The organism is Mycobacterium sp. NGS50 (assembly GCF_059812545.1).
The window spans coordinates 134497-159923 of sequence record NZ_JCALCW010000006.1 but is presented as its reverse complement, the minus strand read 5'-3'; the positions used below and the strand labels follow the sequence as shown (position 1 = coordinate 159923).

Below are 25427 nucleotides of genomic sequence, written 5' to 3'. Positions count from 1 at the left end.
CTGACGAATCACCTTGCATTGCAGTAGAAGTATGCGACGACCCACACGCGGACGGTGACCTCGGTTGCCAAGGGGTCTACGGTTCCTGATACAGAGCGGGAGGCGGCCATGAAGATCAACGGTGCCGAGGCGGTGGTCACCGGCGCCGCCGGGGGCCTGGGTACCGCAATCGCCCGGGCGCTGCACGCGCGCGGCGCACGCGTGATCCTGACCGGCCGACGAGCCGACGCGCTGCAGGCGCTGGCGTCGGAGTTGGATGGCGCACAGGTCATCGTCTGCGACCTGGCGGATCGTGGCCAGGTAACCGAACTCACCGCTCGCCTGGCGGACACCGACATCGTGGTTGCCAATGCCGCGCTCCCCGCCACCGGTCGGCTCGATGCCTTCACGCCGGTGCAACTGGACCGCGCGCTCGAGGTGAACCTGCGGGTGCCCATGCTGATGACCCAGCACCTGCTGCCCGGGATGCTGGGTCGCAAACACGGTCATTTCGTGTACATCTCGTCGATCTCCGGCAAGCTGCCCACCGCCCGATCATCGATCTACGCCGCCACCAAGTACGGCCTGCGGGGGTTTTGCGCATCGCTTCGCCAGGATCTTCGCGGCACCGGGGTGAGCGCCTCGGTGGTCTTTCCTGGGTCGGTCACCGATGCCGGCATGCTGGCGGACGCCCACATCCCGGTCGCACCGGGCGTCAAGGGGGTGTCGTCGGACACCGTCGCGCGGGCGGTGATCACCGCCATCGAAAACGACCGCGGCGAAGTCGATGCCGCTGATGCCGCGGTCCGATTCCTGGCCAGGTTCGGGGGCACCGCGCCGGCGCTGATCGCGCGACTCACCGGCAGGAAAGACGCGCTGGCCTACGCCGACCAGTTGAGTGAGCGGCTGCGGCACGCGCGATAGGCCATGCACCTACCGGATGGTCCCGTAGCCGGGAATCAGCGGCAGATCCAATGCGGTAACCCAACCCGGCGGCAGCTCGTTGACGGCGGGAACGGCATTGAGCGTCCGCAAACCTGTTGCCAGACAACCGGCTGCCGCGGCATCGCGCCCGGAGCCGTCGGTGAACCGGAACGCGGTCTCCTGCGAAATGCTCGGCGTGCCTTCGATATCCACCCGGTAGACATCGTCCTGGGTGCCCGACGGCCAGTCGGGGGCGGCGTCGAGCCCGATGCGGTTGACGTGCTCCAGCTGGATCCGGGTCTGCCCGCGGTAGACGCCGTTGATCGTGAACCGCACGGCGGCAACATGTCCGGCCTTGATCGGACCCTTGACGGTCTGGCGTTCGGTCGGGGTCACCCACTTGTCCCAGGTCGTGGTGATCTCATCGAGCTCGATCCCGGCCGCGTGGGCGATCATCGGGACCGTGGCGCCCCACGCCATGATCAGCACCTCGGGAATCTGCAGCAGCGGCCGGAACTCCGGCTCGCGCCCGATTCCCATCTCGGTCTCGTAGTCGCCTTCGTAGTTGGTGTAGTCCAGCAACTCGGAAGCCCGCACGCTGCGGACCTGCGAGCACAACCCCATCAATGTCATCGGGAACAGGTCGTTGGCGAAACCGGGATCGATGCCGGTGGTGAAGCATGACGCACCACCCTCATCGCACGCCGCGGTGATCGGGTTGATCCAACTCGGCGGCGTCAGCTTCAGGCCCGGCCACACCCACGGCGTCATGGCGGTGGAACACACGTCGATCCCGGCGCGCAGGAAGCGGCTGATCAGGGTGATGTTGTCGTCGGCGTGCGCGGCGGTGGGGCCGTAATGGACTAGGCCGTCGGGGTGAAGCGCGATCAGCGCGTCGACGTCGTCGGTCGCGGCGACACCGATCGGGTCGTCAAGACCGGCGAGATGGGCGGCATCGGCGCCGACCTTGGCGGGGTTGGAGACACCGACGCCGACCACCTCGAACTCCGGGTGGCCGATCGCCTCAGCCAGCACCATTCGACCGACGAATCCGGTGCCCCACAACACGATTCGCTTAGACAACGCTGTCTCCTTCGCTGGGGTACTGGGGCGGGGGTGGCGCTTGCCGCCTTGCTGACGCTACTCGCCCGAGTTTCGCTGCCAGACGCCATCGACGTGGGTGCGGGTAGCCTTGGCCAGCTCGATGGCCATCGGCTACATACCGCCCGCCACCCAATTGGCTTGGTCGATGACCTGCTCGATCGCGCCATCCCTGATCAGGTCGATCGGTCGGCGCATCTCCAGGTTGCGGTTGCGGGAGTGTAGCCAGATGTTGACCCCTTCATCGGTGTAGGTGTCGCTGAGCAGTCGCACTACCGTGTGGACGTCCAGGAGTCGTTCGATCGTCGTGCCGCGCGGCATGTTCTGGCCGCTGGCCCAGTTCTGCACCGCCCGGGTCCCCGAGCCGACCGCTTCGGCCAGTTCGGCCTGCGTGATGCCCGCCTTGGTGACCTCGGCGATGACCTGCTGATAGCTGACCGCGCCGGGTTCGTGGGCGCGCCCCTGCGTCGCTCCGGAGTCCGCTGAAGCCTGCGTCATGAGGCCCTCCTCTGCACTGCATGGTTCCGATATGCAGTCTACATTTCGTAGCAGTTTGCGGATTCAAATGCGCCTCTGCGTGCGTCGGGTGGGGATGGCGCGGTCGCCGTGCGCACCCCGACGGCGCGCCGTCACCGGCGTAGCTTCGAAAGTAGGCCGTTCGGGCGAGATCCCGATGCCTTCGACCGTCGAGGAGGGGAAATGGCTCAGCACGTGGTCATGACCGTCAGCGGAACCGGCACCAATATGTGGGACCAGACGCCGCCGCAACCGGCTGCCGTCGCGAACGCTCTGCCCGGCGTAGCCAGCGGAAACAGCGGTCCGTTCTTCTGGCAGCCGGTCGGTAACTATCCCGCCGCCCCGTTCCCGATGGGTCCGTCGGTCGAAGACGGTGTGCGGGAACTGATTCGACTCGTCAACGACGTCTACCCTCCGGGAAACCCGGTGGGGCAGGGCATAATTCTGTTGGGCTATAGCCAAGGTGCCATCGTCGTGTCGCACTTCATGAGGGATCACGTGGTCAACCCGAGTGGGGAATGCCACGCCCGCTGGCCCGATATCGTGGCCGTGGCGACGTGGGGGAATCCCTGCAGAACACCTGGTTTCGCGTCGGGAAACGATTTCGCGGGATGGCCCGATCCCGCCTACGTGGACGGCGTCGTGACCGGTGGCATCGCGGGCCCGGATGACCTTCAGCCCGCGGTGTATGTGCCGGTGAGTAAGACGGTGCGGCACTACTGGGGAGAATTCGTCAACACGATCGGCAACGGAAACGACCTGTACGCCGACTGTCCGGTCGGGCCCAATCCGTGGACGGCTGAAGCCCCAACCGGTGTGGTCGAGACGAATATCTACAACATCGTCCAGAACGTCACCGCGGCCGATATTTTCCAGATCATCCTGGAGGTGATCGGCGTCGTCGCCACCCTGGGGCTCGAGCTCATCCCCATCATCGAGGCGATCATCAACGGCGGCTTGTTCGCGCAAGCCGGCCCCGGCGCCGCGCACTACACCTACGACATCGGCCCCATCATCAATTTCGTCGCGCTGGCGGGATCCGAGACCCAGCCGTACGGAAGTAGCGCAATCCGGGCGTAATTCACCCTCTGCCTGCTGACGCTTCCTCGCCGACCGGAGCCGGACCTGCGAGCCCGCCCAAATTGGAGTAGGCGATTACCCTATGAGCTCCCTGAGCGGCGACTGAAGACTGAGTCGGTTATCACTTAGTCGCCCTGCGCTTGGGGGGCGGATGTGGGGGGCACTGATGACTGGTCACCGTCGCGCCAACCGTCACCGCGTCGCGGCCGGCCGTCGCCGGATCGGTCTGGGCACCGCTGCCGGGGCATTGGCGGCGTTCGGGATGGCGCCGCTGGCGCCGCCGGTCCATGCGGACCCGCTGGCCGACTTCATCGACCTGATCTTCGATCCGGTGGTCAATGCCACCTCGGTGGCACCAGCGGACGGCGCCGACCCGTTCGGCTGGCTCGATCCCTCGACCTGGAGTGACACCTGGACGCTGCCGGTGCTGGCCGAGGCTCCCGTTCTGCCGGCGGCCGACGACGCGATGCTGTTCGAAACCTGGATCTACGACCCGCTGCACGAGGCCGTCCAGGGCTGGATGGCCAGCCCGTTCGGTCAGGCCGTCGACGGCTTTATCAACTCCCTGTCCCCGGGGCAACTGCTGATCGGCAACGGGGTCGACGGCACCCTCGAACACCCCGATGGCGGCGCGGCCGGCCTGTGGTTCGGCGACGGCGGTGACGGCTACGACGGCCTGGGCGGGGCCGGCGGCGCGGCCGGATGGATCGGTGACGGCGGCGCCGGCGGCGCCGGCGATGTGGGTCTGGCCGGCGGTGTCGGTGGGGCCGGGGGATCGTTCCTGGGTCTGGGCGGCGCCGGGGGCGCTGGCGGTGCGGCCGAAAGCGGTGATGCCGGCGGCGATGGTGGCGCCGGGGGCGCCGCACTGGGCTGGCTGTTCGGCAACGGCGGGGCCGGGGGAGCCGGCGGTGCGGGTGCACCGGGCGCCGACGGCGATTCCGGCACCACCGCGGGTGCCGACGGTGCGATCGGCGACATCGGCGGCAACGGCGGGGCCGGCGGTATCGGCGGCAGCGCGGCCGGTTTGTACGGCGACGGCGGGCTGGGTGGCGCCGGCGGTGCTGCCGGGAACGGCGGCACCGGGGGGACCGGCGCCGCCGGCGCAGCGGGCGTGGCCGGTGCAGCCCTCGGCGTCGGCGGTGACGGTGGCAAGGGCGGCGACGGTGGTGCCGGCGGCAGCGGCGGATCCGGCGGGTCCGGGGGGACCGCCGCCTCCGGTGTCGCGGGCACGGACGGCGCCGGCGGTGCCGGAGGTGTCGGTGGTGACGCGGGGTCCGGCGGCTCGGGAGGCGCCGGCGCGACCGGCACCACCGCGTTCCTGGACGGCGGCAACGGTGGCGCGGGTGGTGCCGGGGGCACCGGCGGCGCGGGCGGGTCCGGCGGCGCGTCGGCCACCGCCGCGGGCGCCAACGGCGATGGCGGCGCGGGTGGCACCGGTGGAGATGCCGGCACCCCCGGAGACGGACATGACGGCGCGGCGGGTACCGCCATGCATCTCGATGGCGGCAGCGGTGGTAACGGCGGCAACCCCGGCGACGTTGGGATCGGCGGTCACGGTGGTGCAGCCGGGACCGCCGGGGCGGCGGGCACCGGAAGTCATGGCCTCGACGCCGGCAACGGCGCCGACGTCACCGGCGGCGGCAACGGAGGCAAGGGTGGTGACGGCTTCGACGCCGCGGCAGCGGGGGCGGCCGGCGGCAACGGCGGGGCCGGCGGTAACGGCGGCAGTGTCGGCAATGGCGGGAGTGGCGGGGCCGGTGGGGACGGCAAAGCCGGAACGGCCGGCGACGCTGCGGGCCCCGGCGCCAACGGCACCACACCCGGCGAGTCCGGCGCGGTCGGCAACGTCGGCAATGCCGGGCACGCCGGTGGCGCCGGCGGGTCCGGGGGAGCCGGCGGCGACGGCGGCACGATCAGCGGGAACGGCGGTGCCGGTGGTGCGGGAGGCAATGGCGCCGACGGCGGTGACGGTGGCAACGGCGGCAACGGCGGCAACGGGTTCGTGGGCGCCCCCGGCGCCACCGGGGGATCAGGAGGTACCGGCGGCGACGGCGGCAAGGGCGGAGACGGGGGAGCCGGCGGCGACGGAGGTGCCGGCGGAACCGCGCACGCCGCCGGGTACAGCAACGGCAACCACGGTGCCGGCGGGCACGGCGGCGACGGTGGCGACAGCGGGGACGGCGGTAGTGGCGGCGTCGGTGGTGACGGCGGCGGAACCACCACCGCGGACGGCGGCACCGGCGGGGACGGGGGCCACGGCGGCGATCCCGGAGTGGGCGGATCCGGCGGCGCCGGCGGTGACAGCGGCAACGGCGGGCACGGCGGTAACGGTCAGTCCGGCAGCAGCTTCGGCGTTACCGGTGCCGGCGGCAGCGGTGGCGTGGGCGGCAACGGCGGAGCCGGCATCAACGGTGGCAAAGGTGGGGATGGCGGTCACGCCGGGCTGGTCGGCGACGGCGGCGTAGGCGGGTTCGGTGGCAACGCGGTCCAAGGAACGTCGTCCGCGGTCGACGGCGGCGACGGGGGCACGGGCGGCGACGGCGGCGACGCGGGCTACTTCGGTTACGGCGGCCGCGGCGGGTGGGGCGGCATCGGCGGTTCCAGCTACAACAGCACCGGTGTCGGCGGCGCGGGCGGCGATGGCGGCGCGGGCGGCCACGGTGGGCCAGGCACCGACGCGAGCAGCGGCGGCGACGGCGGCGCGGGGGGTTCGGGCGGAGCCGGTAGCACCACCAGCGCCGGAGGGACGTCGGCGGCCGGCGGTGGCCGCGGTGGTGGTGGCGGTGGTGGCGGCTTCGGCGGCCAGGGCAACACCGGCGGTGACGGCGGGTCCGGCGGCACCGGCGGCGACGGCAGCGCGAGCACCGGCAGCACCGGCATCGGCGGTCGCGGTGGCTTCGGTGGCGACGGCGGCCCCGGATCGGTTCTCGGCCCCGGCGGCGTCGGTGGGGTCGGTGGCGATGGCGGCAACGGCAGCCTGGGTGCCAACGGCAACCCCGGCGGCAACGGCGGCGATGGCGGCCTCAACGGCGACCCCGGCAGCCCGGGCACCCCCGGATAAGCCGCGCCCGGATTTCAGCCGAAGGACAGCAGCGACGAAACGACGTTCGACAGCCCGCGGGCCTGCAGGGTGCGGGTCAGCGCGGGCTGCGAGCGAAGCAGATGCCCGACAAAAACCGACGCGTCGTCGGGCTCCAACAGATGCCCGGCCGCGCGGATCAGCTTGCCCGTCTCCTGCAACTGCTGATGACCGGCCAGCCCGGCATAGACCGGCAGGCCCATGTTGAGGACCGTCGGATCGAACTTGATCGGATCACCGGGACCGGGCCGCCCCATCGGCTCGTAGAGGCCGGTGTACTTGTCCAGCATTCCCTTGTAGCAGCGCCGCAGCGCGGCAAGGTAACCCGCGTCGGCCACCACCTCGGCGCCGACGAACCCGACGACGATACTGGGTTTCGCGATCACGTTGGTGGCGACGTTTCCCACGATGGAAGCGTCGACGACACTGCAGCTGACTGCCAGGTCGAAGTTGCCGCCGGGATCGGCGACGGTCAGATCCAGCACCGCGTCCGAGGTGGTGTAGCCGATCGTCACCCGCTGCACCGAGGACACCGGAGTCTGCCCGTCGAAGCCATCCACCGGAAGGTCGATACTCAGGCTGCCCGAACCGGAAACCGGTGTGCCGTGGATGCTCCAGCTCGCCCGCGGGGTGCGGTAGCGGGTGGTGTTCACCTGGATCTGCGCGGCCTCCGACAACGAGTACCCGACGTACTCGTAGCGGCTGTCATCGATGCAGCACGCCGGTACCGTCGCGCACGCCCGGCGCACCGCGGGGTCGGAGGCCACCGTGCCGCGCGACACCTCCCGGCGGCTGGACTCCGACACGGTCGCCTCGAGTTGCGCGCCGTAGTCGTCGTCGATCGGCAGCACGGTGGCGTTATGGCGGATCGACCAATACGACTGAACGCGAACATCGTTGACCCACGCGCGCTGTCGAACCGCGCCGCCGCTGACGGTCGAATCGCTCCAATCGGCGATCTCACAGCTGGAGTCCAGCGGATCCCGCCGCCAGCCGTCGGCCTCCGGGTCGGTCAGCATCTCCACCAACTCGTGCCCCAGCGTCGACATGGTCAGCTCGGGGTCCTCGGTGGCCGGGTTGAAATAACGCACCCACCCCGCCCAGTACCGGTCCGCGTCGAACGGGAAGTCGAAGGTGTAGTCGGTGGAATGGGCACCCGCGACACCGCCGCCGGCCACGGTAAATCCCTGCGGCATCAGCACGATGAACGCGATTCGCGGCCCGTCGTCGGGATCGGGGAACACACCGTCGTCGATGCTGTCCTCGATCAGGCCCAGCACCCGCCGCATCACGGTGGTGGAGTCCACCGCGCCCAGCGGCGGCGCCGGCGAGGTGACGATGACCGAGCCGCGCCAGGCGGGGGCGCCGCTGATGTAATACTGGGCCAGCTCGCTGAAATAGCGGCTGGACAACAGGGATTGGGTGCGCGCGGTGATCAGGTCACGTTGACCGGCGCCGGCACCGTTCCACCAATCGCCCCAGAACACCAACTGCACCGGCGTGTGCGCGCCGCCGACCACGCCGTGATGAAACGTCACCGGCGAGCCGTCGTGGGAGTTGTCGGCGAAGACCAGCGCCGGAACGTTCGGGCGCGACCAGGCCCCGGTACACGAGTGCTGGTCACGCTGATAGGTGATGATCGGGAGAACGTCCGGGAGCTCGTCGACGACACTGATGACCATCCGCTGCTCGATAGGCATGGTCGGAGTATGAGCCGCTCAGATGGCCCACGCAGGCAGTTGATTACCCCATTCTGGGCGCCCGGCTACCCTAATTCGCCGACGGTGATCGGGTCAGCCGGTGGCCGCGTTCACCACGACGCTGACGGTGCCCGCACCGGCGTCCGACGCGATGATCAGCACGGGTGCGTTGGGTGCCGAGACGACGTGTCCGCCGGTCACCGCCACCGTGTAGCCGTTCGGGTACTCCACGGTGGGCACCGAGATCTGCGTTTGTGCACCGTCGGCGAAGCTGCCCGTCCCGGAAGCCATCTCGGTCGAGTAGCTGAAGTTGAAGGTGCCGTTGGTGAATGACCATCCGGTCGGGGTGCCCGACACCACCTGCGGGTACGGCTCGGCCAGCGTCGCCAGCTTGGTGGCGTCGACGTTGTCGCCGACCGGCGGCTGGCTGGGGTCGAAGACCAGCGCCTGCCCGTTGGGGGAGCTGCTGGTGATGTCGTTGCCGGTATACGCCCACTCGGTCCAGCCGAACTTGTACGGGTTGGTCACACCCAGCATCTCGGCGATCACATTCGAATTGTCGGTGGCCCCGAATTCGGTCATCAGCGCCGGAATGTTCTGGGCGTTGGCGTAATCCGCGGCATTGCCCAGAATGATGTCGTCGGTGAGCGGGCACAGGAAGTCGATGCCCAGCACCGAGTTGGCGATGCAGTAGTTGTGGAACGCGAAGATGGCGTGCGGATCGTCGACGGTCCCCAGATGGGTGGGCGCCATCGAGTTGAACAGCACATTGGGCTCGAACAGCACCGGGGTGTTCGGGTCCACCGATCGGATCGCCGAGGCGATCTGGTTGTAGAACGGAGTCAGCTCCTGGGCATCGAAGTGGGTGTTGCCCAGCACGCTGGGCAGCGCCTGCGAGCCCGCCCACGGTTCGTTGATGATCTCGTAGCCGGCCACGTTCGAGTTGCCGCTGAAGTAGCTGGCCACCTGCTGCCAGGCTTGCGCATAGTGGTTCTGCAGGCCGACATCGTCGGCGGCTTTGGCGTTGCCCCAGAAGGCATCCCAGGCGTGATTCTCCGCCGGGTTGAAGAAGTAGTTGAACGGGAAGCCGAACTGCGGGTTGGGCAGCCCGCCGTCCTGCACCGCCCACGCCGGGGCGCCTTCGCCCTGGAACTGTTCGTTGTACATGTCCTGGTGGAAGTCGAGGATGACCCGGATGTTGTGGGCGGCCAGCGTCTGCACGGTGCTCTCGATCGACGCCAGGTAGTTCTGGTCGAACACACCGGGCTCGGGTTCCACCCCGGCCCAGATCACGCCCAGGCGCACCACGTTGAATCCGTTGTCGGCCAGGAAGGCCGCGTCGTCGTCGCTGAATCCGTCGGCCGACGGCTCATACGGTGGGATCTTGTACACCTGGTTCAGGCCGTGCAGGATGACGACCCGACCGTCGCTGTCGGTGATCCAGGTTCCGGTGGTGCTCAGCCCGTCTCCGTCGGCGTCCACCGGCTGTCCGGCGATCGTGCCGAAATGCCCGACCGCGCCGTGTGTGCCGATCATGCCGCCGTCCCCGCCGGCGCCACCGAGGGCGGGCAATACGCCGGGACCACCGTCGGCGGTGTCGCCGCCGGCCCCACCGTCACCGCCGTTGCCCAGCCACCAGCCGCCGTCGCCGCCGTCGCCTCCGGCCATCCCGTCACCGCCGTCGCCGCCGGCCCCGCCGTTGCCGAACCAGGCCGCGTCGCCGCCGTCGGCGCCGTTATAGCCGGCGCCGCCGTCGCCGAACAGCCAGCCGCCGGCGCCGCCGTCGGGATTCTCCGCGGTGCCGGCGACGCCGTCACCGATCGCGTAGGAACCCAACAACTGGTTGATGAAGCCGTCCACCTGCTGGCCGAGGTCGCTGTGGATCCAGTCCTCGACGCCGGCGTGCAGCGGCAGGTAGATGGCCTGCTCGAACCAGGTGGCCGGGTCCACGGCCTCGACAGTGGCCGGGTTCAGCAGCGCGTCCCAACCGCCGCCGTTGGCGGTGGAATCGACCAACGGTGACAGGATGTCATCGAAGAGGTCCTCGATGCCGTCCGCGTGCGCCGTCGGGGCCGACGGTGTCAGGCCCAGCGCCGTACAGAGCGTCGCTGCGGCGATCAGGCTGCGCTTCATCGGGTTATCCCCCTCCTGCCCTGCCTACCAGGGCCGAGCTGACAGTGACGGTGACGCTGCCGGCGCCGGAGTCCGACGCGATGATCAGCTGATCGGAGTTGGGGGCGGAGACCACGTGCCCGCCGGTGACCGAGACGGTGTAGCCGTTGGGGAACTGGCTGGCCGGCACCGAGATCTCGGTCTGCGAGCCCGCCGCGAAACTGCCTTGTCCGCCGGCCATCTCGGTGGAGTAGCTCAGCTGGAAGGTGCCGTCGGTGAATGACCACGACGTGGGGGTCCCGGCCACCGCCTGCGGGTAGGGCTGCGAGAGTGTGTCCAGCATCCCGGTGTGCACGTTGTCGCCGGTCAACGGCTGGCTCGGGTCGTTGACCAAGCCCTCGGTGTAGGCCCACTGCAGCCAGCCGATCTGGTTGGCGTTGGTGCCGTCGAGCACGTGTGTGATGGTCGAGGTGGAGTCGACGGCACCGAACTCGGTGAGCAGCGCCGGGATGTTGTGCGCCTGCGCATAGCTCATGGCGATATTCATCTGGCTGTCCACCAGCAGGTCGCACAGCGACTCCAGCGGACCGAACCCGGTGACCGGGCAGTAGTCGTGGAACGACAGGACGGCGTACGGGTCGTCGATTGTGCCGAGTTGGGTCGGGACGGAAAGCTGGGTCAGCACAGTCGGTTCGAAGAACACCGGGGTGGTCGGGTCGACGGCGCGGATCGCCATCGTGATCTGGTTGTAGAACGGGGTCAGCTGTTGGGCGTCGAAGTGCGTACCGCCCAACAGGCTGGGCAGCGCCTGCGCGCCGCCGGGCCACGGCTCGTTCATCAGCTCGTAGCCGGCCACGTTGGTGTCGCCCGCGAAATAGTGCGCGACGTGTTCCCACATCAGGGCGTAGTGGTTCTGCAGACCCATCCCGTCGGAGGCCTTCTCGTTGGCCCAGAACGAATCCCAGGCATGGTTCTGCGCGGGGTCCAGGGCGTAGCCGAACGGGAACGGCGCGTCGACGTGGGTCAGGCCGCCGGTGTCGGTCGCCCAATCCGGTGCGCCGTTGCCGGCGCCCTCGATGTTGCTGTACAGGTCCTGGTGCATGTCGAGGATCGCGACGATGTGGTGATCGCCCAGGATCTTCACCGTCTGGGCGATCGAGGCCAGGTAGTCGTAGTCGATGACGCCGGGCTGCGGCTCGACGCCGGCCCATTCGACGCCGACCCGAACCGCGTTGAATCCGTTGGCGGCCAGGAACGCCGCGTCATCGGCGTCGAACCCCTCCGCGGACGGCTCATAGGGCGCGATCTTGTAGACCTCGTTGGTGCCGTGCAGGATCACGACGCGGCCCTGGTCGTCGGTGAGCCAGTTGCCGGTGACGGTGATGCCGCCGTTGGCGGCCGGGCTGGCCGCGTCGCCGAGGGTACCGAAGTGGCCGACGGCGCCGTGCTCGCCGAACATCCCGCCGTTACCGCCGGCACCGCCGAGGGCCGGCAGACCGGTGGCGTCGCCTCCCACACCGCTGTTGCCGGCATCGCCGCCGTCGCCGCCGAAACCCCACAGTCCGGTCGCGTCGCCGCCGTTGCCGCCGAAGCCGCCATCGACACCGTCGCCGCCGTTGCCGCCGGCGCCCCCGACGCCCAGCAGGGAGCCGCCGTCGCCGCCTGCACCGCCGGCCGACCCGGCCGCGCCGTCGCCGCCGGCCCCGCCGTTGCCGAACCAGCTCGCGTCGCCGCCGTCGCCGCCGTTGTAGCCGGCGCCGCCGTCGCCGAACAGCCAGCCGCCGTCGCCGCCGTTGGGGTTCTCCGCGGTGCCGGCGAGGCCGTCACCGATCGCGTAGGAACCCAACAGCTGGTTGATGAGGCCATTCACCTGCTGGCCGAGGTCGCTGTGAATCCAGTCCTCGACGCCGGCGTGCAGCGGCAGGTAGATGGCCTGCTCGAACCAGGAGTTGGCGTCGAGGGCCTCCACGGCGACGGCCTGGTTGAACGCCACGCCCCAGTGCGTCGGCTCGAGGAACGCCTCCCAGGCGGTCGGGCTGAGCAGTGCGTCCCAGTCGACGTGGTGCGTGGCCGAATCGGTGAACGGGGAGATGAGCTGGTCGAGGACGTCCTCGAAGCCTTCCGCGTGCGCTTGCGGTGCGGCTGCCGGCGTCAACGCCAGCGCGGTTGAGAGGCTGAGTGTCGCGCCGAGTCCGAAGGCCTGACAACGCTTCCTCAGCCGCGCATTCACCAGGGCGTCCTCTCCGTTGTAGACCCCAAGTACTTTACGCAACCTGAATGTAACGTCAACCGATACTTAGTAATTCGTAATTGATCGCCAATCGGGTGAATTGCGAATAAGACAACGGCGGCCGTTGCCCGGGTGGACAACGGCCGCCGTCGCGTGACTCAACCGGTTAGCTGCCGTCGGCGCCGTCCTGGCCGTTGCCACCGGTGCCGCCCTGGCCACCGTTGCCGCCGTTACCGATGTCGCCGCCGTCGCCACCGTTGCCGCCGTTGCCGCCGGAGCCGGTCGGGTTGTCGTACCCGTCGCCGCCGTCGCCGCCATTGCCGAGCGGCCCGGACGGCACGGTGCCGGCCGTACCACCGGTCGGTGTGCCGGATCCGGTGCCGGCGCCGCCGGCCGTGCCCGCCGTGCCGACGTTGCCGCCGTTGCCGCCGTCACCGCCGTTCGGGTGGGTGTCGACGCCGGCCGCGCCGTTGCCACCGTCGCCCGGCGTGCCGGCGTTGCCGCCGTCGCCGCCGCTGCCGGCCGCTCCAGTGGCGCCCGTGGTGCCGCCGGCGCCGTTGCCGCCGGCCCCGCCGTTGCCGCCCGCACCGCCGTTGCCGCCGTTGCCGCCGTCGCCGGCGTCCTGGCCGGCGCCGTCGACGCCACCGGAACCCGCGGTGCCCCAGACGCCGTCGGCGCCGGTGTAGCCGCTGCCACCAACGGCGCCGGAGCCCCCATCACCGGCCGCGCCACCAGCACCGGCAACCGTGCCGTTACCGCCGCTGCCACCGGTGCCGCCGGCGCCGCCGTCACCGCCGGCCTGGCCGTCGGGCACCGCGCTGGTGCCGTCGGTGCCCGCGGCTCCGCTTCCGCCGTCGCCACCAGCCCCACCGGTGCCGCCGTTGCCCTGAACGCCGGCGCTGCCGGTGTTGCCCGATCCGGACTGGCTGCCGCCGGCGCCGTCGAAGCCACCGGCACCCACGGTGCCCGCGGCGCCGCCGGTGCCGCCGTTACCGCCGGCGCCACCGATCCCACCGGCACCACCGTCGGTGCCGTCGGTGGCGGTGGAGGTGTAGCCGCTGCCACCAACACCGCCGGTGCCACCGTTGCCGCCGGTGCCACCGTTACCGGCGTCGCCGCCGACGCCACCGGCGCCGACCACGCCGCCGGCCGCCCCGGTACCGACCGCGCCGCCCTGGCCACCGGATCCGCCGTTGCCGCCGGCGCCGCCCTGCAGGCCGTCATCGCCCTTGCCGCCGGCGCCGCCGTCGACATTGCCCGCCGTGCCGGCGCTGCCGACGCCCCCGTTGCCGCCGTCGCCGCCGGTCGTGCCGGTGGCGCCGTTGCCGCCGACACCGCCTGCGCCGCCGTTGCCGCCGACACCCTGCGTGCCGGTGCTTCCGGTGCCGCCGGAGCCGGCTTGGTTGTTGCCGGCGCCGTCGAGGCCGCCGGCGCCGGCGGAGCCCGCACTGCCCCCGGTGCCGCCCGCGCCGCCGGTTCCGCCGGTACCACCGGCGCCGCCGTTGGTGCCGTCGGCGGCCGTCGAGCTGTAACCGGAACCGCCGACGCCGCCGGTGCCGCCGGTTCCGCCCTGGCCTCCGGAGCCGGCGTTGCCGCCGACACCACCGGAGCCCACTGTGCCGCCGGCCGCGCCGGCACCCACGGCGCCACCCTGACCGCCGGTACCACCGTTGCCGCCGGCGCCGCCGGTGTCGCCGGCGATGCCGGTTCCACCCTGGCCGCCGTCGACGTTGCCCAGCGTTCCGTCGGTGCCCGCGCCGCCGGTGCCGCCGCTGCCGCCGGTCGTGCCGGTGGCGCCGTTACCGCCGACACCGCCTGCGCCGCCGGAGCCGCCCACCCCCTGGGTGCCGGAGCCTGCGGTGCCGCCGGAGCCGGCCTGGTTGTTGCCGGCGCCGTCGAAGCCGCCGACGCCCGCGGTGCCCGCGGAGCCACCACCGCCGCCCGCGCCGCCCTGGCCGCCTGCGCCGCCGTTGCCGCCATCAGTGCCATCGGCCGTCGCCGAGGAGTAGCCGCTGCCGCCGACACCACCGGTGCCGCCGGTACCGCCCTGACCACCGGAGCCCGCGTCGCCGCCGACACCGCCGGCGCCGACCTGACCGCCGGGTGCGCCGGCACCCACCGCGCCGCCCTGACCGCCGGTACCGCCGTTGCCGCCGGTGCCGCCGGTGTCACCGGCGATACCGGTTCCACCGACACCGCCGTCGGCGTTGCCCAGCGTTCCGTTCGTGCCCGCGCTTCCGGTGCCGCCGTTGCCGCCGAGCGTGCCGGTGGCGCCGTTGCCGCCGACGCCGCCGGAGCCACCGTTACCGCCCACGCCCTGGGACCCGGTGCCGCCTGCGGCGCCGTCGTCGGCCTGGTTGTTGCCGGAGCCATCGAGGCCACCGGTACCGACGTTGCCCGCCGCGCCGCCCTGGCCGCCGGCGCCGCCCTGGCCGCCGGCACCGCCGTTGCCGCCATCGGAGCCGTCCGCGGTGGCCGAGGAGTAGCCGTTGCCGCCGACACCACCGGTGCCGCCGGTGCCGCCCTGACCGCCGGACCCGGCGTCGCCGCCGACACCGCCGGCGCCGACCTGACCGCCGGGTGCGCCGGCACCCACCGCGCCGCCTTTACCGCCGGTACCGCCGTTGCCGCCGGTGCCGCCGGTGTCACCGGCGATACCGGTTCCACCGACACCGCCGTCGGCGTTGCCCAGCGTTCCGTTCGTGCCCGCGGTGCCGGTGCCGCCGTTGCCGCCGGTCGTGCCGGTGGCGCCGTCACCGCCGGCGCCGCCGGCGCCGCCGTTGCCGCCCACACCCTGGCTGCCGCTGCCGGCGGCGCTGCCGGCGTCGGCCTGGTTGGTACCGCCGCCGTCGAGACCGCCGGTACCGGCGGTGCCTGCCGCGCCGCCTTGGCCGCCGGCGCCACCCTGGCCGCCGTCACCGCCGGCACCACCGGCGGAACCATCCGCGGAGCCCGAGGTGTAGCCGGCGCCGCCGACACCGCCGGTGCCGCCGGTGCCGCCCTGGCCGCCGCTACCGGCGTTGCCGCCGATACCGCCGGCGCCGACCTGACCGCCGGATGCGCCGGCACCCACCGCACCGCCTTGACCGCCGGATCCGCCGTCACCGCCGGTGCCGCCCTGGAGGCCGTCGACACCGGTGCCGCCCTGGCCGCCGTTGACATTGCCCAGGACACCATCGGTGCCGGCGTCGCCGGTGCCGCCGTTGTTGCCGGTCGTGCCGGTGGCGCCGTTGCCGCCGACGCCGCCGGCGCCGCCGTTGCCGCCCACACCCTGGGTGCCGGCGGTGCCACCGGACCCGGACTGGGCCTGATTGAGGCCGCTGCCATCAAGGCCGCCGGCGCCGACGCTGCCTGCCGCGCCGCCTTGGCCGCCGGCGCCGCCCTGGCCGCCGCCGCCACCGTTACCACCGGTGGAACCGTCGGCAGCCGCCGAGCTGTAACCGGAACCGCCGACACCGCCGGTGCCGCCGGTGCCGCCCTGGCCACCGGACCCGGCGTTGCCGCCGAGGCCACCGGAACCGACCACGCCACCGGCCGCTCCGGCACCCACGGCGCCGCCCTGGCCGCCGGAGCCACCGTTGCCGCCGGTGCCGCCCTGGAAGCCGTCGACACCGGTGCCGCCCTGGCCGCCGTCGACGTTGCCGAGGACACCGGCGGTACCCGCATTGCCGGTGCCGCCCGTGTTGCCCAGCGCGCCGGTGGCACCGTTGCCGCCGACACCGCCGGTGCCGCCGTTGCCGCCGACACCCTGGGCGCCGGCGGCGCCACCGGAGCCGGACAGGGCCTGGTTGAGACCGTCGCCGTCGAAGCCGCCGGCGCCGGCATTACCGGCGGTGCCGCCCTGGCCGCCGGCGCCGCCCTGGCCGCCGGAGCCACCGTTGCCGCCATCGGAGCCGTCCGCCGTGGCCGAGCTGAAGCCGTCGCCGCCGACACCGCCGGTGCCGCCGGTGCCGCCCTGACCACCCTGGCCACCGTTACCGCCGAAACCGCCGGCACCGACATTGCCGTTGGTCGAGCCGTCCCCGGCCGCACCACCCTGGCCGCCCTGGCCGCCGTCACCGCCGGCGCCGCCCTGGCTGCCGGTGTCACCCTGCACGCCGGTTCCGCCGTTGATGCTCTGCGAGGTTCCGGACGCGCCCGCGTTCCCGGTGCCGCCGGTACTGCCGATCGCGCCGGTGCCGCCGGTCCCGCCGTGGCCGCCCTGGCCGCCGTCACCACCGACGCCCTGCCCGCCGTCGACGCCGTTGCCGGCGCCGCCGGTTCCGGCCGCACCGCCCAGACCACCCGTTCCACCCGCGCCGCCGTCGCCGCCGACGCCGCCCGTTCCGCCATTACCGTCGCCGCCGGCGGCGAAGCTGCCGGCCTCACCGGTCGCGCCGGCCCCGCCGATGCCACCCTTGCCGGCCGCACCGCCCTGGCCGCCGTTGCCGCCGACACCGGTGTTGCCGTGGCCGCCGGTGCCGCCCTGGCCGCCCTCGCCGCCGGCCCCGCCGGTGCCACCCTGACCGCCGTTGAGGCTGCCGACACCGCCGGCGCCGCCGTCGCCTCCGCGGCCGCCGTTACCGGCGTTGCCGCCGTTGAAGCCGCCATTACCACCGTTGCCGCCGACACCGCCGCTGCCGCCGGCGCCGCCGTCACCGCCGTTGCCGAGCAACAGGCTGGCGTTGCCGCCGGCCCCGCCGGAGCCGCCGCTCACGCCGAACAGCATCGCCGTCGGGTGGGCAGCGTTGTAGGCCGTCACGTCGAACCCGTCGCCGCCGTCGCCGCCGTTGCTGCCGCCGGTCGCGGACTGGCCGGCCCCGCCGTCCTGGCCGGCATGACCGGTGCCGGCCGCGCCGCCGGTGCCCGCCGCGCCGCCGGAGCCGCCGGCGCCCTTGACGCCGGGGTCGCCGCCATTGCCGCCGGCGCCACCCTGGGCGTGGTTGGCGTCGCCGCTACCCCCCTGGCCGCCGTTGCCGCCCTCGCCGGCGTTACCGCCGGCACCGCCGTTGCCGCCGTCGCCGTTGGCGCCCGATGCACCAGAGCCGCCGGACGCGACACCGCCGCCGGCGCCGCCCTGACCGCCGGCGCCGCCGTGACCCGCCAGACCGCCCTGACCGCCGTTGCCGCCGGTCCCGCCGCTGTCGGCGCCGGTCGCGCCGTCGGCTCCGGAGCCGCCGTTGCCACCCGCGCCGCCCTGGCCGCCGGCACCGCCGGTGCCGCCGTTGCCGGACTGCGAACCGCCCAGGCCGCCGGCGCCACCGTGGCCGCCGGCGCCGCCGTCGGTGCCGTCGCCGGCGTTGCCGCCGTTGTCGCCGGGGTTGACCGCGGCGAGACCCGCGGAGCCGTTGCCGCCGTCGCCGCCGTCGCCGCCGGCGCCACCCGCACCCCCGTTACCCAGGTTGCCGCCGTTACCGCCGGTCCCTCCGTGGCCGCCGGCCGCCCCCGCGCTGGTCGCGTCGTAACCCGCGCCACCGGCGCCGCCGTTGCCGCCGCCGGTGGCGACGGCCCCGGAAACACCGGTGGCGCCCTCGGAGCCGAGGCTGCTGCCGTGGCCGCCCTGCCCGCCGGCTCCGGCCGCACCGGCGTCACCGCCGTTGCCGCCGACCCCGCCATTGAGGGAGGAGAAGGTACCGGCCGCGCCGAGACCGCCGTCGCCGCCCTCTCCGGCGGCGCCGCCGGCGCCGCCCTTGCCGCCGGCGCCGAAGATCGAGGAGCTACTGCCGCCGGTTCCGCCGGTTCCACCGGTGCCGCCGTGCCCGCCGTTGCCGCCGGCGCCGTTGTTGACCGCCCACAGGCCGTCGGCGCCGGACTGGCCGGTCACACCCGCGCCGCCGTCGCCGCCGATGCCGCCGATACCGAACAACCAGCCGTTGGCGTCGCCGCCGTCGCCACCAGCGGCGCCGTGCCCGCCGGTGCCGCCGTCGCCGCCGATACCCAGGTAGGAGCCCCCGGCGCCGCCGTCTCCGCCGGCGCCGCCGTCGATACCGCCCAGCCCGCCGGCACCGCCGTCACCGAAGTAGCCGGCCGCGCCGCCGTCGCCGCCGGCCGCGTCGCCGTACCCCGCGCCGCCGTCGCCGCCGTCGCCGAACCACAGACCGCCGGCCCCGCCCGCACCGCCGAGCGGGTTGACGGCGGTTCCGTCCGCGCCGTCCGCGCCGTCACCGATCAGGTACTGCCCGGCCATCTCGTTGATCCAGCCGTCGACCTGCATCCCGACATCGCTGTGGATCCACTGCTCGAGGCCGTCGTGGAGCGGGGCGTAGAACCAGTCGTTGACCAGGGTGGTCCAGTCGAACGGATCGGTGCCGGCCAGCGGCGCCGCGTCCAGGTGGTCCGTCCAGGTGCCCGGGTCGAACCAGGCGGCGACGTCGGCGGTGGCGTCCGGGCCGGCCGCGGCCGGGTCGAACAGGTCCAGCAGCCAGCCGAAGTCCACGTCGGCCCGGGCCTGGGGCGCGGGGGCCAGCGGCGTCATGCCGAAGGCCAGGAACGCGCCGACCGCAGTGCCGGCGCCCAGCGCCCGGTTGCGGTGCTGACGCGCCTTGTTGCGACGCGACTCGTTGCTGCGGTGCCGACCAGCCATTGCAGCTGCCCCAATCTTTCTTAAGCACGAACTGACGAACCGGTAAACGGTTCTTAATGCGTCTTAAGGTAGACGGTGACGTGAGCTACCGCAATGAAACTCCCCAGACCGGTTTCGGCTGCGTCATTACGGTGGCTGACCGCCGTAAACGTTGAGGGCGGTGAAACGCCACAGGGCCCTTTAAGAAACCTGAGCGGTTCCTAGAAAGGGCCCTGTGTGCGACAGGCTACTTGCAGATCTCGCCGACGGTCTTGATCCGACCCTCGAGGTCCTGGCGCAGCGACTCGCGGGCCTCGTTGGGCTCACCGGCGAGGTAGCTGATCCCCAGCCCCTCCAGGGTGTCGGCCAGCCCCTTGACGGCCTTCTCCAGGTCGTCCGGCGTCGCCGGGTCGTCGGCCAGGCGGCTGCGGAGGTAGGCCCCGCCGCTGGACAGCGCCAGGCGGGCGTTGGCCGCCACCGCCAGCGAACCGATCGGGTCGTTCTGCACCGGATTCTGCAGGTGGGTGTTGCGGGCGACCGCACGGAACACCGACACCGACGCCTTGCAGACATCGGTCTTGGCGTCATTTCTCTCTTGCTCGCTGTAGGACGAGGAAGAGGAAGACGACGAGGAGGACGAACTGTGGCTGTACCAGTAGTACCCACCGGCGCCGATCACCGCGAGTGCTGCCACCGCCAGCGCCACCACCATCAGCCGCTGCGACGACGCGGGTTCCTCCACCTCGGGCTCGGGCTTGGGGCGCGGACGCCGCTTGCGCACCGGCTGCTCGGTGTCGAAGGTTTCGGTGGTTTCGGTGGTTTCGTTCTCGGAGTCGTCAGACATGGCGCGATCGTACCAACGTGGCGAAAGTCACCCGCCGGGCCGACCTCACTGCTGCTGGCAGATGTCGGCGACCTGCTTGAGCTGCTCGTCGAGGTTGTGTCGCAACGGAACTTGCGCGTCGTTGGGCTGCCCGGCCAGATAGCTCACGCCGAGCTCCTCGAGCGTGTTGGCCATGCCGCCGACGGCGTCGGCCAGATCCGACGGCGTCGCCGGGGTGTTCTCCAGCAGGTCATGCAGGTACGCACCGCCGCCGGAGAGGGCCAGGCGGGCGTTGGCCGCCACCGCCAGCCCGCCGATCGGGTCGTCATTCACCGGGTTCTGTAGGTGGGTGTTGGTCACCACGCCCTGACGCACCAGCGCGGTCTGCGTGCACACCTTGGCCTTCGCGTCGGAGACCTGCTCGTCGCTGTAGGACGCCGAGTGCCGCGAGTACCACCACCAGCCGCCGGCCGCCACGACCGCGAGCACCGCGATGGCCAACGCCACCACCATCGTTCGTTGCGACGACAGGCCCGAAAGCTTGTCGGCGCCACCCTTGGGGTGCTCGGTGGAGGTGATGACTTCGGTCTCATCGGCGTCAGGCATTGCGCGATGGTATCAACGGGTCTTCGCCGGTGGTGGACAAACCCGCACGTCGGTTCACCGGATGGGCCCGCACCGTAAAATCCCGGCAATGACCGACGTCGTACCGCCGCCGCCGCTGAACCTCACCACCCAGGTGTGGCGGTTCGTGGTCACCGGCGGGTTCTCGGCGGTCGTGGACTTCGGGCTGTATGTGACGCTGCACGCGTTGGGATTGGCGTGGGATCCCGCGAAGATGCTGAGCTGGGTCGCCGGCACCATCACCGCCTATCTGATCAACCGGCGGTGGACCTTCCAGGCGGCGCCCAGCACCCGCCGCTTCGTCGCGGTCATGGTGCTCTACGGGCTGACCTTCGCGGTTCAGGTCGGCCTCAACCACCTGTGCCTGCACCTGTTCGATTACCGCACGTGGGCGGTGGCGGTGTCCTTCGTCATCGCCCAGGGCACCGCCACGGTGATCAACTTCGTCGTCCAGCGTGCGGTGATCTTCCGCCTGCGCTGAGCCGGTTTTCCGGTGAGCAGACGCAGAATCGCACGATTGAAGGTCAAATCGTGCGATTCTGCGTCTGCTCGCGCCCGCCGCGGCCCCCCGACCCAGGTACCCTTGCCTGCGATGTCTACCCAGACCCCGGCCCTGACGCCGCGCGCACTCACCGGTTTCGGCCACACCGCGCCGACGGTTGCGCGCGTTCTGTCCACCCCGGACGTGGAGCAGATCGCGCAGGTCGTCACGCAGGTAGCCGACGCCAACTCCGACAGCCCCGCGCACCTGCGCCGCGGGATTCTGGCGCGCGGGCTGGGCCGCTCCTACGGGGACCAGGCGCAGAACGGCGGCGGCGTCGTCGTCGACATGACGCCGATCAACAAGATCCACTCGCTGGACGCCGGCACCGCGATCGCCGACGTCGACGGGGGAGTGAGCCTCGACCAACTGATGAAGGCGGCGCTGCCGTTCGGGCTGTGGGTGCCGGTGCTGCCCGGCACCCGGCAGGTCACCATCGGCGGGGCCATCGCCTCGGACATCCACGGCAAGAACCACCACAGCGCCGGCAGCTTCGGCAACCACGTCCGCTCCATCGACCTGCTGATGGCCGACGGCGAGGTGCGCACCATCACCCCCGACGGCGCCGACGCCGAGTTGTTCTGGGCCACCGTCGGCGGCAACGGCCTGACCGGGATCGTGCTGCGCGCCCGCATCGCGATGACCCGCACCGAGACCGCCTACTTCATCGCCGACGGCGTCGCGACCAAGGACCTCGACGAGACCGTCGCGGTGCACCTGGACGGCAGCGACGACCGATACACCTACTCCAGCGCCTGGTTCGACCTGATCAGCCCAGCACCGAAACTGGGCCGCGCATCGGTCAGCCGGGGCAGCCTGGCCACGCTGGACCAGCTGCCGGCCAAGCTGGCACGCAACCCGCTGAAATTCGACGCGCCGCAACTGTTGACGGTGCCGAACATCTTCCCGATCAGCGCGATGAACAAGCTGTCCTTCATGGCGATCGGCGAGGTGTACTACCGGCTCGGCGGCAACTACACCGGCAAGATCCTGAACCTGTCGCAGTTCTACCACATGCTCGACCTGGTCAGCGGGTGGAACAACTCTTACGGCCCAGCGGGTTTCGCGCAGCACCAGTTCCTGGTGCCGCCCGACGCGCTGGAGGAGTTCAAGGCCATCATTCGCTGGATCCAGACCAGCGGGCACTATTCGGCGCTGAACGTGTTCAAGCTTTTCGGTCCCGGCAACGACGCCCCGCTGAGTTTCCCGATGGCCGGCTGGAATGTCGCGATGGACTTCCCGAACAAGCCCGGCGTCAACGAGTTCCTCAACGAACTCGACGACCGGGTCATGGAATTCGGCGGACGGGTGTACACCGCCAAGGACTCCCGGGTCAACGCAGAACGCTTCCATCGGATGTATCCCCGTATCGACGAGTGGATTGCGTTGCGGCGCAAGGCGGACCCGCACGGAGTCTTCGCCTCGGACATGGCCAGACGCCTCGAATTGCTGTAGAAAGGCTCAACGATTTGATCGACGCGACCGGAAACCCCCAGACCATTCTGCTGCTCGGCGGCACCTCCGAGATCGGGCTGGCGATCTGCGAACGCTACCTGCGTAATGCGCGCGCCCGCGTGGTGCTGGCGTGCCTGCCCGGTGATCCGGGCCGCGAGGCCGCCGCCAAGCAGATGGACGCCGCCGGCGCGAAATCGGTGGAGGTCATCGACTTCGACGCGCTGGACACCGACAGCCACCCCGCGGTGATCGAGCAGGCCTTCGCCGGTGGTGACGTGGACGTCGCGATCGTCGCATTCGGGATGGACGCCGACGCCGAGGAACTCTGGCACGACCAGCGCAAGGCCGTGCTGGTCGCCGAGATCAATTACACCGCAGCGGTTTCAGTGGGTGTGCTGCTCGCCAACCGGATGGGCGACCAAGGCTTCGGGCAGATCATCGCGATGAGCTCGGTCGCCGGTGAGCGGGTGCGGCGGACCAACTTCGTCTACGGCTCCACCAAGGCCGGCCTGGACGGCTTCTACCTCGGCCTCGGTGAGGCGTTGCGGGAGGACGGCGTGCGGGTGCTGGTGATCCGGCCCGGCCAGGTGCGTACCCGGTTCAGTGCGCACGTCAAGGAAGCGCCGCTGACCGTCGACAAAGACTACGTCGCCGACCTGGCCGTCACCTCGGCGGCCAAGGGCAAGGAATTGGTTTGGGCGCCAGGCGCATTCCGCTACGTGATGATGGTGCTGCGGCACGTCCCGCGGGCGATCTTTCGCAAGCTGCCCATCTGATGCGTAACGCGCTGGCCAGCATCGGCCAGATGATCGTCGCCGCAGCGCTGGCCGCCGTCGTCGCGGTGGTCGCCCTGATGGCGATCGGCCGGGTGGAGTGGCCGGCCTACCCGTCGTCGAACCAGCTGCACGCGCTGACCACCGTCGGGCAAGTCGGCTGCCTGGCCGGGCTGGCCAGCTGCGGCTGGCTGTACCGGCGCGGACGGCAGTGGCTGGCTCGGCTGGCAGCGGTGGTGTTCGTGTCGGCGTTCTCGGTGGTGACGCTGGGGATGCCGCTGGGCGCGACCAAGCTGTACCTGTTCGGTATCTCCGTCGACCAGCAGTTCCGCACCGAGTATTTGACCCGCCTGACCGACAGCCCCGCGCTGCGCGACATGACCTATAGCGGGCTGCCGCCGTTCTATCCGCCGGGCTGGTTCTGGCTCGGCGGGCGGGCCGCCGCGTTCACCGGGATGCCGGGCTGGGAGATGTACAAGCCATGGGCGATCACCTCGATCACCATGGCGGTGGCGGTGGCCCTGGTGCTGTGGACCCGGCTGATCCGCTTCGAGTTCGCGCTGATCGTCACCATCGCGACCGCGGCCGTCACGCTGGCCTACAGCTCGCCGGAGCCCTACGCCGCGATCATCACCGTGCTGCTGGCGCCGGTGCTGGTGCTGACCTGGTCGGGCCTGCGGGCCGCGGGCCGCGTTGCTGCCGAGTGGCAATCTGACGACCGACACGCCGACCAGCCCGTCGCCAGAGTGCCACTCGCGGGGAAAGGCTGGGGCGCTGTCGTCGGGGCGGGCATCTTCCTGGGCTTCGCGGCCACCTCCTACACCCTGCTGGTGGCTTTCAGCGCGTTCACCGTGACGCTGATGGCGCTGGTGCTGGCGGCGGCCCGTGCCCGCCGCGACGGCCTGAGGGCGGCGCTGGACCCGCTGCTGAGGCTGGCCGTCATCGGCGTCATCGCGCTCGCAATCGCCGCCACCACCTGGTCGCCTTTTGTGCTGCGGGCCGCCCGGGAAGGCGTGCCCCATACCGGCAGCGCATATCACTACCTGCCGCCCGACGGCGCCGAGCTGACCTTCCCGATGCTGCAGTTCACCCTGCTGGGCGCGCTGTGTCTGCTGGGCACGCTGTGGCTGGTGGTGCGCGCCGGAAGTTCGGTGCGGGCCGCCGCGCTGGGGATCGGTGTGCTCAGCGTGTACGCCTGGTCGCTGCTGTCGATGCTGACCACCCTGGCCCGCACCACGCTGCTCAGCTTCCGGCTGCAACCCACCCTGACCGTGCTGCTGACCGCCGCCGGGGTGTTCGGCTTCGTCGAGCTGACCCGGGCGCTGCGGCCCCGGAGCCGCGGTGTGCTCCCGGTGGCCGCCGCGATCGGGCTGGCCGGGGCGCTGGCGTTCAGCCAGGACATTCCCGACGTGCTGCGCCCCGACCTGACCGTCGCCTACACCGACACCGACGGCACCGGGCAGCGCGGCGACCGTCGGCCGCCCGCATCGGAGAAGTACTACCGTGAGATCGATGAAGCCATAGCGGACATCACTCAGAAACCGCGCGATCAGACCGTCGTCCTGACCGCCGACTACAGCTTCCTGTCCTTCTATCCGTACTGGGGTTTCCAGGGTCTGACATCGCATTACGCCAACCCACTGGCCCAGTTCGACCAGCGCGCCGCCGCCATCAAGAGCTGGTCCAAACTCAAGACCGCGGATCAGTTCACCCACGCACTGGACACCCTGGCCTGGCCGGCGCCGACGGTGTTCCTGCTGCGCCACGGCACCGGCGGCAGCTACACGCTGCGGCTGGCCGAGGACGTCTACCCCAACCATCCCAACGTGCGGCGCTACACCGTCGAACTGGACGCGGCGCTGTTCAAGGACCCGCGCTTCACGGTCACGAGCATCGGCCCGTTCGTGCTGGCGATCCGGACGCCACCGTCGTAGACCCGGCGTTAGAGC

The 25427-nt window shown here is 71.6% G+C and carries 15 protein-coding genes; 7 read left to right on the top strand and 8 right to left on the bottom strand.

Annotated elements, in window-relative coordinates; all coding sequences use genetic code 11:
- Nucleotides 1–108: 108 nt before the first annotated feature.
- Complete coding sequence (locus tag AC5Y36_RS06605; RefSeq protein ID WP_500040067.1) at nucleotides 109–903, top strand: SDR family NAD(P)-dependent oxidoreductase; 795 nt, start codon at nucleotides 109–111, stop codon at nucleotides 901–903.
- A 9-nt stretch (nucleotides 904–912) separates the two neighbouring features.
- Here AC5Y36_RS06605 and AC5Y36_RS06600 read toward each other — a convergent pair whose 3' ends face one another.
- Together AC5Y36_RS06600 and AC5Y36_RS06595 are read right to left on the bottom strand one after the other, a co-directional pair.
- Nucleotides 913–1941, bottom strand: a complete 1029-nt coding sequence (locus AC5Y36_RS06600; protein WP_500040086.1) for an NAD(P)H-dependent amine dehydrogenase family protein — start codon at nucleotides 1939–1941, stop codon at nucleotides 913–915.
- A gap of 177 nt (nucleotides 1942–2118) precedes the next feature.
- The gene (locus AC5Y36_RS06595) at nucleotides 2119–2502 is read right to left on the bottom strand and encodes a helix-turn-helix domain-containing protein (protein ID WP_500040066.1); all 384 of its coding nucleotides are present in this window, start codon (nucleotides 2500–2502) and stop codon (nucleotides 2119–2121) included.
- A 201-nt stretch (nucleotides 2503–2703) separates the two neighbouring features.
- Between AC5Y36_RS06595 and AC5Y36_RS06590 the strand changes: the two genes are divergently transcribed.
- Both AC5Y36_RS06590 and AC5Y36_RS06585 read left to right on the top strand, forming a co-directional pair.
- On the top strand, nucleotides 2704–3600 hold the full coding sequence (locus AC5Y36_RS06590; protein WP_500040065.1) for a hypothetical protein: 897 nt from the start codon (nucleotides 2704–2706) through the stop codon (nucleotides 3598–3600).
- 166 nt (nucleotides 3601–3766) lie between these two features.
- On the top strand, nucleotides 3767–6661 hold the full coding sequence (locus AC5Y36_RS06585; RefSeq protein ID WP_500040064.1) for a PE family protein: 2895 nt from the start codon (nucleotides 3767–3769) through the stop codon (nucleotides 6659–6661).
- A gap of 14 nt (nucleotides 6662–6675) precedes the next feature.
- Here AC5Y36_RS06585 and AC5Y36_RS06580 read toward each other — a convergent pair whose 3' ends face one another.
- The 6 genes from AC5Y36_RS06580 to AC5Y36_RS06555 form a co-directional block, all read right to left on the bottom strand.
- Nucleotides 6676–8379: a hypothetical protein gene (locus AC5Y36_RS06580; protein ID WP_500040063.1), complete on the bottom strand. Its 1704-nt coding sequence runs from the start codon at nucleotides 8377–8379 to the stop codon at nucleotides 6676–6678.
- Between the two features lie 93 nt (nucleotides 8380–8472).
- Nucleotides 8473–10512, bottom strand: a complete 2040-nt coding sequence (locus AC5Y36_RS06575) for a cellulase family glycosylhydrolase (protein WP_500040062.1) — start codon at nucleotides 10510–10512, stop codon at nucleotides 8473–8475.
- A 4-nt stretch (nucleotides 10513–10516) separates the two neighbouring features.
- On the bottom strand, nucleotides 10517–12763 hold the full coding sequence (locus tag AC5Y36_RS06570) for a cellulase family glycosylhydrolase (protein WP_500040061.1): 2247 nt from the start codon (nucleotides 12761–12763) through the stop codon (nucleotides 10517–10519).
- A 124-nt stretch (nucleotides 12764–12887) separates the two neighbouring features.
- Nucleotides 12888–19283, bottom strand: a complete 6396-nt coding sequence (locus tag AC5Y36_RS06565; protein WP_500040060.1) for a PE family protein — start codon at nucleotides 19281–19283, stop codon at nucleotides 12888–12890.
- Between the two features lie 226 nt (nucleotides 19284–19509).
- The gene (locus AC5Y36_RS06560; RefSeq protein WP_500040059.1) at nucleotides 19510–20106 is read right to left on the bottom strand and encodes a hypothetical protein; all 597 of its coding nucleotides are present in this window, start codon (nucleotides 20104–20106) and stop codon (nucleotides 19510–19512) included.
- Nucleotides 20107–20151: 45 nt separating this feature from the next.
- On the bottom strand, nucleotides 20152–20691 hold the full coding sequence (locus AC5Y36_RS06555; RefSeq protein ID WP_500040058.1) for a hypothetical protein: 540 nt from the start codon (nucleotides 20689–20691) through the stop codon (nucleotides 20152–20154).
- A gap of 88 nt (nucleotides 20692–20779) precedes the next feature.
- Between AC5Y36_RS06555 and AC5Y36_RS06550 the strand changes: the two genes are divergently transcribed.
- From AC5Y36_RS06550 to AC5Y36_RS06535, 4 genes are all read left to right on the top strand, one after another.
- The gene (locus AC5Y36_RS06550) at nucleotides 20780–21190 is read left to right on the top strand and encodes a GtrA family protein (protein ID WP_500040057.1); all 411 of its coding nucleotides are present in this window, start codon (nucleotides 20780–20782) and stop codon (nucleotides 21188–21190) included.
- Between the two features lie 111 nt (nucleotides 21191–21301).
- Nucleotides 21302–22705, top strand: coding sequence for a decaprenylphosphoryl-beta-D-ribose oxidase (gene dprE1, locus AC5Y36_RS06545; RefSeq protein WP_500040056.1), 1404 nt, complete (start codon nucleotides 21302–21304; stop codon nucleotides 22703–22705).
- A gap of 14 nt (nucleotides 22706–22719) precedes the next feature.
- On the top strand, nucleotides 22720–23481 hold the full coding sequence (dprE2, locus tag AC5Y36_RS06540; protein WP_500040055.1) for a decaprenylphospho-beta-D-erythro-pentofuranosid-2-ulose 2-reductase: 762 nt from the start codon (nucleotides 22720–22722) through the stop codon (nucleotides 23479–23481).
- Nucleotides 23481–25412 carry a galactan 5-O-arabinofuranosyltransferase gene (locus AC5Y36_RS06535; protein WP_500040054.1) on the top strand — a complete coding sequence of 644 codons (1932 nt, stop codon included), beginning with the start codon at nucleotides 23481–23483 and terminating at the stop codon, nucleotides 25410–25412. The genes dprE2 and AC5Y36_RS06535 overlap by 1 nt, the downstream gene beginning before the upstream one ends.
- Nucleotides 25413–25427: the final 15 nt, after the last annotated feature.